The organism is Oceanobacillus sp. NCCP-135, from assembly GCF_059698015.1.
This window is the reverse complement of record NZ_BAAKSZ010000053.1, coordinates 3,236-12,359: the sequence shown is the minus strand read 5'-3', so window position 1 is coordinate 12,359 and position 9,124 is coordinate 3,236. Positions and strand designations below refer to the sequence as shown.

Sequence of the window (9,124 nt, the reverse complement as noted above, 5' to 3'; positions counted from 1 at the left end):
GTTATTATAGACTAGGTGGGGGACTTTTCAATGACTATCGTGGTCCAGTTTTAGATTACTATATACAATCACCTTTGTTATACAAGAAATTTCCTGTGAAGTTTTAAAGCAAAATAGTCACTCTGATCACTGTTAAATGACCAGAGTTTTTTTACCACCACCGATTCCAATGTTTTCCAAATAAGGTTCCTCTATTACTATGAACAATTACCTGGCTTGTTCGTTTATATTGCAAATCAAACGCACTTAAAGATATGTTGATATATATTCCTGTTCCATCACGAAAAGCTATGTATGTTTGATCATCCCGTTGTTCATATGTATCGATATGTTGATAGGAAATCCAGATACAATCCTTATTTTTCGTCGAAGCTGTCGGCAGCATGTAAATCCCTTTGTCTACATTTATCGGAACCGGCAATTTACTTGCTGAATTCAGGATCTCCTTTACTGGTTTTTTTCTACCTTCTAGTGATGCACCATATACCAAACAGCTATTATCAAGGATTTGCTCTGGTTTATGTCTCGAATAGAGTTCCTTGTCCCCTTCAAGAATCCTTGTGCGATAAATTCCTGTTACCTCAGCTATAATTGCTTTTGTTCTTTGTGTAATAATATAAACTACCCTACTTTTATCCCTCATCTAAAATTACCCCCATGTAACTTTTAAGACTATTTTACTATTATTTTCAGAATTAATGTAATCTTTTAACATAATTATTTTATTTACAGGATGAAACAATCACCTTATTGTAACATTTATTAGAGGTAAATCCTTCCGGCGGGCTAGAGTTCGCCAAGCCGTTCAGTAAAACAAGCAAGAAGTCAGTTGCAAAAAAAAAGATCAGCAAATTTAATTCAACCACAAAAAAATCTACTGATACCAAGAAAAAAATAGACCCCCAAAAATACGGCGATGCATTCTACCGTAAAAAAAGAAGGTTATTGCGCAAGATTCAGGATGTTTCCATGACGGATGATGGATGCATTCTACCGTAAAAAAGAAGGTTACTGCGCATTTTACGATATATACCCACTGCATCATTTTCCAAGAATTAGTACCCGTTCAAACATAATTACAATCATATTAGCACTACGTCGTTTTATGCGTAAGGGCCAAAAAGGAACAACAAAGTCCAGTAGCATAAAAGGCACAACCGAAACGCAAGCGGCAAAAAAGTGAATAAGTCGAAATTCCCCTAATCTCATCACTATCTATGTTATAATTATTTATAGACGTAGAGGCGATGGAGGGATTTCATGGATATTGCAGCATTATCAGTTATCATGGCGAATCAGCAGGTTCGTTCCAATGCAGGAATTGCTGTTATGAACAATGCAATGAAAACAATGGAGCAGCAAGGTAGTCAATTAATTAAAATGCTTGAGGAGCCTATACAATCTGCCCCACACCCAACAGCAGGAAACCGAATCGATATTAAAGTCTGAAAACAAACAAAAGCAGAACGATCCTTCTTTTATAGAGGGGGCTGTTCTGCTTTTTAAATTACGAACTACTACTGCATGTAAATTTGTTATTGATTATCTTCATCATCTTTTAAATTGTCATCAGGCATATTGTTGTCACCATTATTGCCGTTATCGTCACTTTCATTCATGCCATCATTGGTATCACCATTGGTGCCATTATCATTGCCATTCATGCCACCATCATCCCCATTCATATCGCCATCTTCGGCTGGGTTTTGATTGTTGTTATCATCCTCTTGATTTAATGGAGCCTCATCCTCAACCGGATCCTGATCATCATTAGTTCCACATGCCGCAATCAATGATAACGCTATAATCGGCGCACCAAATTTTAATAATCGTTTTCGTTTCATGAATTTTTCCCTCCTTTTGATGTTCGCTATCGCCATTAGGTTAACCATATTCAAGAAAGTGATACTTATTTTTTGGAGATTTTTTGAAACAAGTAAGAAACTATAAACGAAATCGGCTTTTTCGCTGATTTCTTCAAATCTGACTTCTTGTCTGTGACCTCCGAAAAATGACGCTTTAGCGCTTTTCTCAATAACTTGGATTTGCTTGCTTTTTACTAAATAGGTAACCTGCATTCTTTAATGTAGGATGTAATTTTTTGAATTTCGGATAAACTTTTTTCCTATTTCCTCACCTGCTAAAATATTATCCTTTGCTACCGTGTAAAAACAAAGAATCCTCTTCATTTAAAGAGGATCCTTTGTGCTTCCTATTGTATTGCAAACATGATTTCTGCTTCACAAGCTACTTCCCCATCTACCGTGGCAATCCCTTTTCCTTTACCGATTGGGCCTTTTACTCTCGTGATCTCCACTTCCAGTTTGAGCACGTCACCTGGCTTCACCTGACGTTTGAAGCGGCATTTATCAACACCAGCCAAAAAACCCAGTTTCCCTTTATTTGCTTCTAATCCCAATACAGCTATTGCTCCAACCTGGGCCAATGCTTCAATAATTAACACCCCAGGCATCACCGCATATTCCGGGAAATGCCCCTGAAAAAAAGGTTCATTAATCGTTACATTTTTTATCCCGGTAACTCGTTTTCCTTCTTCCATTTCTGTCACTTTGTCCACAAATAAAAACGGAGAACGATGTGGAATAATTTCTTTAATTTTTTCAATATCCATAGAAACGCTCCTTTTCAAATTCAACTGTTTATGTATAGTATAAATATCTTTTTCATTATAGCAAAGAAATGTTTATTTTTAGCAAAAAGAGGTATATTAACGAGTAACAGCTACTTTTCTGAGATGAGATGCTTCCGAATTAGAACTTGTGAGGAGGACTTGCTATGCTTTGGACCATTCTTATTATTTTATTCATTTTATGGGCACTTGGTTTTGCTTTTGAAGTTGCTGGCGGGCTTGTTCACATATTACTTGTAATTGCATTGGTTATTTTAATTATTCGGTTAGTTACAGGAAGACGTGTCCCTTAAAAATTGATGTTATGATTCCACTTTCTGTGCTAAGGCTGATGTTCTAACTTTCTAGCCTGATATTCTAACTGTTTAGCTTGATATTCTGGATTTTTAGCTAACATCTCCACTTTCAGGCTGGGGAACAATGTCATTATACAGCTCTTGCACATGTTACGATAGGTAGCTTCTGCATCATTGTACAAGGCTTATTATCGTTTAAACGTAATTACAGACACATGAGCTATCCTTCATTTTATGCGTCAGAACCATCATTTAATCGTTATTCAAAGCCCATCAATTTAATCATTCCTCAACAATCAAAAAAAGCATTTCATCTGTATATTTGATGAGATGCTTTTTTTATTTTATTCCGTTTTCGTTACAATATCAATGATATGCTGCCATGTTTCCTTTTTTAATGCATCACTTGGAGTTCCGTCACCTACTACACCATATCCAATCATTAATCCAACAATAAGAGCACCTGCACAAAGAAGCAGAATTATAATGATACGCAGCCAGATCGGAAAAATACGACGTCTTGGCTTTTTATTTTTTCTCTTTTCTTCTTTCTGCTTTAGCTTTTGCTGTTTTCTTGTTTGTTTTTCTGCTGATGATTGCTTTTCTAATGATGATTGCTTCTTTGCTGATGTTTGTTTTTCTGCTGATGATTGCTTCTTTTCGGCAGGCTGCTGCTTCCTTTCCTGCTTAGCCTGTTTACGTGCCTTCCTTGTTTCCTTTTCATCAACAGTTTTTTCAGATTCAGATTGATTTGTTGGCATGGTTTACTTTCTCCTTATGAACTGACAAAATACATGAAAATAATCTGGTTAAATTTTACCATAAAGAATGGATGACTTTCTAGTAGGTTATCTTAATTGATTAACTAAGCCCATCATTTGATCACCCATCGAAATAGTTCTTGCATTAAATTGATACGATCTTTGGGTCAGGATCATATCCGTCATTTGCTTTGATATATCTACATTGGAAGTTTCGAGGGCCTTGCTTTGTAATACATTCGTATTCGGTGCAGTTGCCTGAATAATTTCTTCCATGTTAAATCCAAGCTCTGCTAGATCTGGCAATCGGAAGGAATTCTGTCCCGTTGCTTCAAGCAGTCGGGGACGGACAGCTTCCACTACAGCAATCCTCCCTGCAAATTCTGTTTGGTTATCACGCTGAACAACAACCTGTCCATTATCATGAATATCAATCGTGTCAAACCCTGCTGCAATCACAATAGGTCCATTTTCTCCAAGAACTGGATTTCCATTGCTATCTGTTAGCATTAATGCCTGATTATTATTAACAGGATTTAAGTAAAATGCACCGTCACGTGTGAAACGAGTTTCCTGTATGCCATTTTCAGTTACCTGGATTTGATATAAATGATTGTCTACCTTAAGCGCCGTGTCCAATGCACGATCTGTTGTCGAAATGCTTCCACGTGATAAATCGATATTCACTGATCCCAGGCTTGCACCTGAGCCTATTCTGACACCATCTGGAGTAAGCCGCCCTACTGCATTTGCAGGATCATTTAGATTATTGATTTGCTGAAACAATAAGGAAGAAAAATCAGCCTGGCGATTTTTATAGCCAGTTGTTTCACTGTTTGCCATGTTATGCCCAATTAAGTCCAGCTTATTTTGCAGCTGATTCATGGTGACAGCTGCTTGTATCATCATTCTTGACATGAGATCCCTCCTAACCTAGACGCCCAATTTCGCTAACAGCCTTCCCCATACTTTCGTCATATGCCTTTAAGACACGTTGATTTGTTTCAAACATTCGATAGGCTTCCATCATTTGCGTCATGGATTGCAATGCATCTACATTCGAACGCTCCAGAAATCCTTGCTGTACCTGGTAAGTAGTCCCTATAGGTAATTCACCAGTTTCCCCACTGAACAGACCATTTCCTTCTTTCACGAGAGCATTCACATTGTCTGTATAAGCAATGCCAAGCGGAATGTTTTCGCCTTCTGTTTGAAACAGGCCATCCTCCGTAACTGTATATTCCATCCCATTTGTTTGAATTGGGTTACCCGCTTGGTCCAGAACATAATATCCTTGATTCGTAACAAGAAATCCCTCACCATCAACGGTAAAATTCCCATTTCTCGTATAACGCTCTTGTCCAGCTTCATTTTGGACTGTAAAAAATAAACCGCCTGCCTCATCAGGTAGTGCTCCATTTATAAGTGCTAGGTCTGTTGTCATACCAGTTTCACGAATATCACCCTGCACATAATTCGGGACTGTTTCGTGTACATATACACCTGTATTCAATGTTCCAATTGGAATTTGAATCGGCAATTTCAAACCACGTGTTGTCGGGATATTTTCAGACCCCATTTGCTCTAGCAACATTTCAGGAAATGCACGTAACGCTGTCTGATCTGATTTATAGCCTGGTGTATTTGCATTGGCAATATTGTTAGATAAAGCCTCCTGCTGCCGCTGTTGTGCAATCATCCCACTTGCTGCAGTATAAAATCCTCTTAACAAGACGTCCCCTCCTTATCCTCCTGAAAAAAATTATGATTAGGAATATTTTTCCAGGGTATAACATATTGGGTTTTTTAAAAAAATATTATGGAAAATGTATTAAGTATGCACTTTTTGTCCTGTGGAGTGCACTCGGCATCCCGGCGTGGAGCACATCCCACGTATTATGGGAGCACTACACGTTTTGCGGGATGCGGGCCCACGTATTGTGGATTGCACTCCGCATCCTGCTGGGTGCGACCACCGTCCTATGGAAGCGCTCCACCTCCTGCGGGGGGCGACCTATGTCCTGGTGGGTGCGACTCACATATTGTGGGGGCGGTCTGCGTCCTGCTGGGTGCGGCCCACGTATTGTGGGGGCAAACCACGTTGCGCTGGGTGCGACTACCATCTTATGGGAGCGCTCCACGTCCTCGAGGGGCGACCTACGTCCCCTGCTGGGTGCGACTCACATATTTCTAAATTGCTTTTAACTTTAAGGTTTAAACAACTTTTCTGCGTTCAATTTTATCAATATTTTCAAGCATAATTCCAGTTCCTTTGGCCACACAATTCATTGGCTCTTCTGCGGTAAAAATAGGAACCTTTAATTCTTCAGCCAACAATAGGTCTATTCCATGAATCAATGCTCCACCACCTGTTAAAATAACACCTCGATCAATAATATCAGCTGATAATTCCGGTGGTGTACGTTCAAGTACTGATTTTGCAGCCTGGACGATCAAATAAACAGATTCGCGCAATGCTTCTTCAATCTCAGCAGAGTAAACAGTGATCGTACGTGGCAATCCACTTACCATATCACGTCCACGAATTTCCATTTCCTCTTTACGGGAATCTTTAAATACGGTTGCTATATTAATTTTAATATCTTCTGCCGTACGCTCTCCAATAAGCAGCTTGTACTTTTTCTTAATAAATTGCAGAATTTCCACATCAAATTTATCTCCAGCCATTTTAATTGATTCTGATGTAACAATATCACCCATGGAAAGTACGGCAACATCAGTTGTACCTCCACCGATATCTACAACCATATTTCCACTTGGCTGAAAAATTTCCATACCAGCACCAATTGCCGCTACTTTTGGTTCTTCTTCAAGGTAAACCTTCTTCCCGCCAGATTTCTCAGCCGCTTCCTTAATCGCCTTTTGCTCCACCTTCGTAATATTTGTCGGGCAGCAGATAAGCATTCTCGGCTTTGACAGAAAACCACGTACATTTATTTTATCTATAAAGTGCTTTAACATCGCTTCTGTCACATCGAAATCAGCAATTACTCCATCCTTTAATGGACGAGTAGCCTCAATGTTTCCTGGTGTTCTACCAACCATACGTCTTGCAGCTTCACCAACTTCAAGTACCTTCCCTGTATTGCGATCCATTGCAACAACGGCAGGTTCATTTAAAACTATTCCTTTTCCTTTAACATGAATTAAAACATTGGCAGTTCCAAGGTCAATTCCAATATCCCTAGAAAACATGAATCGTTATCCTCCTATTATGAAAACTAACTCGCATCTGTATCTGTAAACGAACACAATGCTACTAATATTATATTTTACCACAAAAATCTACTTTTAACTGTACATTTCGACAAAAACTGTATGAAAATTTGCTTGCAGGGCGGAAGGACGATATTTCCAGTCTCCGGGCGATATTCTCGTTCTCCCGGCGATATACCTGCTCTCCGGGCGATATTTCCAGTCTCCGAGCGATATTCTCGTTTTCCCGGCGATATCCCTGCTCTCCGGGCGATATTTCCAGTCTCCGAGCGATATTCTCGTTCTCCCGGCGATATCCCTGCTCTCCGGGCGATATTTCCAGTCTCCGGGCGATATTCTCGTTCTCCCGGCGATATCCCTGCTCTCCGGGCGATATTCTCGTTCTCCCGGCGATATCCCTGCTCTCCGGGCGATATTTCCAGTCTCCGGGCGATATTCTCGTTCTCCGGGCGATATCCCTGCTCTCCGGGCGATATTTCCAGTCTCCGAGCGATATTCTTGTTCTCCCGGCGATATCCCTGCTCTCCGGGCGATATTTCCAGTCTCCGGGCGATATTTCCAGTCTCCGAGCGATATTCTCGTTCTCCCGGCGATATCCCTGCTCTCCGGGCGATATTTCCAGTCTCCGAGCGATATTCTTGTTCTCCCGGCGATATCCCTGCTCTCCGGGCGATATTTCCAGTCTCCGAGCGATATTCTTGTTCTCCCGGCGATATCCCTGCTCTCCGGGCGATATTTCCAGTCTCCGAGCGATATTCATTCCCCGTCTGGTTAAAATTGACTATTAATTTTTAAAAAAAAACTCCTAAATAAAAAGGATATCTTCAATATTTGTAGAATAATATCATTAATACAAATTTAGGAGTGATAAAAATTGATTAAATTATTTAGAACAAAGCCGTATATTATTTTATGTTATGAAGCCCTGTTCAGGATGTTAAAGGATAAACACAGGCTTAACAATGTTATTAATCAAGATTACTGGAATTACTTAGCCGGGCATCGCGGAGAACAAACCGTCGATTATAAATTAAGTACGTACCCGCTAAAAAATTTCTTCGAGTATCAAAGTCTTCGTTTAAAAGTTAACCACAACTTTTTCCAAATGGACACTTTACTTCTTTCCAGCAAGTTTATTCTCATAATAGAGGCAAAAAACATGAAAGGTGAACTAAATTACAACTCAGATTCTGGTCATTTAACACAAACTTATAAAAATGTTGAAAAGGGATATCAAAGTCCAATATTGCAAGCTAATTCACAGGAAATGCAATTAAATTCCTGGCTGCAACAAGTTTTATCTGTATATGGTGTTCCCATCGAATCCCTCGTAATTGTCAGTGACCCATCGACCATTATTAAAAACAATCAAAACGATCCTACATTTTATAATAAAATGATTTATGCAGACAACCTGATTCCCAAAATAAAAGAAATGACAATTAAATACACCAAGAATGTCTTAACTAAAAATACATTACACAGCATAAACGATGCCTTTTTGAATTACAACACACCACTAAAACCAAATTTGCTAAAATACTATAATATTAACGAAAATCATTTGATAAAAGGGATACAATGTGAAAACTGCGGAAGTTATCCTATGAAACGAACATATAAAACATGGCAATGCGATAAATGTTTTAATACTGATCCAACAGCACACGTGAGATTAATACTGGACTATTTTCTTCTTTATAAGCCAACGATCACCAATAGCGAATGTAGAAATTTACTTCAAATTGATTCTGCGAAAACAGCATACAGCATACTAAATTCCATGAATCTCACGCAAACTGGAAAGAATAAAGCAAGAAAATACCACGCACCAAGGCTGGAATTATTTCCACAAGATTCATTCGTTCCAAATAAGAAAAAACAAACAATCTTGCAATTATAGTTAATTTCAATTGCAGTTTTAATCACTCATGCAGCAGGTCTAATATTTTTGACCTGCTTTTTTTACCATTTTCCTACTTATGTATTTTCCTTCTGGACGATATTTCCATTCTCCTGCCGATATCCACACGCTCCCGGCGATACTCCCATTCTCCAGGCGATATCCGCTCGGCTCCCGACGATATTTCCATTCTCCAGGCGATATCCGCTCGGCTCCCGACGATATTCCCATTCTCCAGGCGATATCCGCTCGGCTCCCGACGATATTTCCATTCTCC

12 protein-coding genes are annotated in these 9,124 nt (G+C 39.3%); 3 read left to right on the top strand and 9 right to left on the bottom strand.

Going from position 1 to position 9,124, the window contains the following annotated elements:
- Positions 1–151: 151 nt before the first annotated feature.
- Entirely contained in the window at positions 152–643 is a 492-nt protein-coding gene (locus AC6HVZ_RS19065; protein WP_497559719.1) for a competence protein ComK, read from the bottom strand.
- Between the two features lie 617 nt (positions 644–1,260).
- On the opposite strand from AC6HVZ_RS19065, the gene AC6HVZ_RS19060 reads away from it, so the two are divergent.
- Complete coding sequence (locus tag AC6HVZ_RS19060) at positions 1,261–1,449, top strand: YjfB family protein (RefSeq protein WP_497559718.1); 189 nt, start codon at positions 1,261–1,263, stop codon at positions 1,447–1,449.
- Positions 1,450–1,535: 86 nt separating this feature from the next.
- Here AC6HVZ_RS19060 and AC6HVZ_RS19055 read toward each other — a convergent pair whose 3' ends face one another.
- The gene (locus AC6HVZ_RS19055) at positions 1,536–1,844 is read right to left on the bottom strand and encodes a hypothetical protein (protein ID WP_497559717.1); all 309 of its coding nucleotides are present in this window, start codon (positions 1,842–1,844) and stop codon (positions 1,536–1,538) included.
- Positions 1,845–2,212: 368 nt separating this feature from the next.
- A complete protein-coding gene (gene fabZ, locus AC6HVZ_RS19050; RefSeq protein WP_497559716.1) occupies positions 2,213–2,632 on the bottom strand; it encodes a 3-hydroxyacyl-ACP dehydratase FabZ in 420 nt (139 codons plus the stop codon).
- 164 nt (positions 2,633–2,796) lie between these two features.
- Here fabZ and AC6HVZ_RS19045 point away from each other — a divergent pair, with 164 nt between their 5' ends.
- The gene (locus AC6HVZ_RS19045) at positions 2,797–2,943 is read left to right on the top strand and encodes a lmo0937 family membrane protein (RefSeq protein ID WP_497559715.1); all 147 of its coding nucleotides are present in this window, start codon (positions 2,797–2,799) and stop codon (positions 2,941–2,943) included.
- 347 nt (positions 2,944–3,290) lie between these two features.
- Here the strand turns inward: AC6HVZ_RS19045 and AC6HVZ_RS19040 are convergent, their stop codons facing one another.
- The 5 genes from AC6HVZ_RS19040 to AC6HVZ_RS19020 form a co-directional block, all read right to left on the bottom strand.
- Positions 3,291–3,707, bottom strand: a complete 417-nt coding sequence (locus tag AC6HVZ_RS19040; RefSeq protein ID WP_497559714.1) for a DNA-directed RNA polymerase subunit beta — start codon at positions 3,705–3,707, stop codon at positions 3,291–3,293.
- Positions 3,708–3,794: 87 nt separating this feature from the next.
- Positions 3,795–4,625 carry a flagellar hook-basal body protein gene (locus tag AC6HVZ_RS19035; protein ID WP_497559713.1) on the bottom strand — a complete coding sequence of 277 codons (831 nt, stop codon included), beginning with the start codon at positions 4,623–4,625 and terminating at the stop codon, positions 3,795–3,797.
- Between the two features lie 10 nt (positions 4,626–4,635).
- Positions 4,636–5,439 carry a flagellar hook-basal body protein gene (locus AC6HVZ_RS19030; RefSeq protein WP_497559712.1) on the bottom strand — a complete coding sequence of 268 codons (804 nt, stop codon included), beginning with the start codon at positions 5,437–5,439 and terminating at the stop codon, positions 4,636–4,638.
- A gap of 482 nt (positions 5,440–5,921) precedes the next feature.
- Positions 5,922–6,923 carry a rod shape-determining protein gene (locus AC6HVZ_RS19025; RefSeq protein ID WP_497559711.1) on the bottom strand — a complete coding sequence of 334 codons (1,002 nt, stop codon included), beginning with the start codon at positions 6,921–6,923 and terminating at the stop codon, positions 5,922–5,924.
- Positions 6,924–6,993: 70 nt separating this feature from the next.
- On the bottom strand, positions 6,994–7,704 hold the full coding sequence (locus AC6HVZ_RS19020; RefSeq protein ID WP_497559710.1) for a hypothetical protein: 711 nt from the start codon (positions 7,702–7,704) through the stop codon (positions 6,994–6,996).
- Between the two features lie 114 nt (positions 7,705–7,818).
- Between AC6HVZ_RS19020 and AC6HVZ_RS19015 the strand changes: the two genes are divergently transcribed.
- Positions 7,819–8,847, top strand: a complete 1,029-nt coding sequence (locus AC6HVZ_RS19015) for a nuclease-related domain-containing protein (protein WP_497559709.1) — start codon at positions 7,819–7,821, stop codon at positions 8,845–8,847.
- A 73-nt stretch (positions 8,848–8,920) separates the two neighbouring features.
- On the opposite strand, the gene AC6HVZ_RS19010 is transcribed toward AC6HVZ_RS19015, so the two are convergent.
- A partial coding sequence (locus tag AC6HVZ_RS19010; protein WP_497559708.1) for a hypothetical protein occupies positions 8,921–9,124 on the bottom strand: 204 nt, incomplete at its 5' end.

Excerpts from the sequence above, each read along its gene's own strand:
- AC6HVZ_RS19025 (WP_497559711.1), bottom strand. The coding sequence starts at position 6,923 with ATGTTTTCTAGGGATATTGGAATTGACCTTGGAACTGCCAATGTTTTA.
- AC6HVZ_RS19060 (WP_497559718.1), top strand. The coding sequence starts at position 1,261 with ATGGATATTGCAGCATTATCAGTTATCATGGCGAATCAGCAGGTTCGT.
- AC6HVZ_RS19055 (WP_497559717.1), bottom strand. The coding sequence starts at position 1,844 with ATGAAACGAAAACGATTATTAAAATTTGGTGCGCCGATTATAGCGTTA.
- AC6HVZ_RS19040 (WP_497559714.1), bottom strand. The coding sequence starts at position 3,707 with ATGCCAACAAATCAATCTGAATCTGAAAAAACTGTTGATGAAAAGGAA.
- fabZ (WP_497559716.1), bottom strand. The coding sequence starts at position 2,632 with ATGGATATTGAAAAAATTAAAGAAATTATTCCACATCGTTCTCCGTTT.
- AC6HVZ_RS19065 (WP_497559719.1), bottom strand. The coding sequence starts at position 643 with ATGAGGGATAAAAGTAGGGTAGTTTATATTATTACACAAAGAACAAAA.
- AC6HVZ_RS19020 (WP_497559710.1), bottom strand. The coding sequence starts at position 7,704 with ATGAATATCGCTCGGAGACTGGAAATATCGCCCGGAGAGCAGGGATAT.
- AC6HVZ_RS19045 (WP_497559715.1), top strand. The coding sequence starts at position 2,797 with ATGCTTTGGACCATTCTTATTATTTTATTCATTTTATGGGCACTTGGT.
- AC6HVZ_RS19035 (WP_497559713.1), bottom strand. The coding sequence starts at position 4,625 with ATGTCAAGAATGATGATACAAGCAGCTGTCACCATGAATCAGCTGCAA.